The sequence below is a fragment of the Streptomyces azureus genome (assembly GCF_001270025.1).
GTDB lineage: Bacteria > Actinomycetota > Actinomycetes > Streptomycetales > Streptomycetaceae > Streptomyces > Streptomyces azureus.
This window is the reverse complement of the sequence record NZ_DF968471.1, coordinates 1-246: the sequence shown is the minus strand read 5'-3', so window position 1 is coordinate 246 and position 246 is coordinate 1. Positions and strand designations below refer to the sequence as shown.

The 246-nt window shown below is 74.4% G+C and carries 1 protein-coding gene; it reads right to left on the bottom strand.

Annotated elements, in window-relative coordinates; all coding sequences use genetic code 11:
• On the bottom strand, nucleotides 1–246 hold a 246-nt coding region (locus AOQ53_RS36180), incomplete at both ends, for a transposase (RefSeq protein ID WP_148640430.1).

Below are 246 nucleotides of genomic sequence, written 5' to 3'. Positions count from 1 at the left end.
CAATGTGCCCAGCTGGGAGACCCACGCAGAGCGGTGAGTCAGCCTGGGGTGGAGCCGGTCCCAGGCCCTGGCCGTGGCGGTGCCATACAGACGGGTCTCGGTCACAGTCGCCGCATCGGGAGTGTTCCAGGTGGCCGGGTCGCCGAAGACGAACTCGTCGCCGTGGCGGGGCGGACGACCCCGGGTGCCCGGCTCGCGGGGCGGTGCCGCCCGGCGCAGGACCCGGTCCGAGCGCATCCGGCCCAG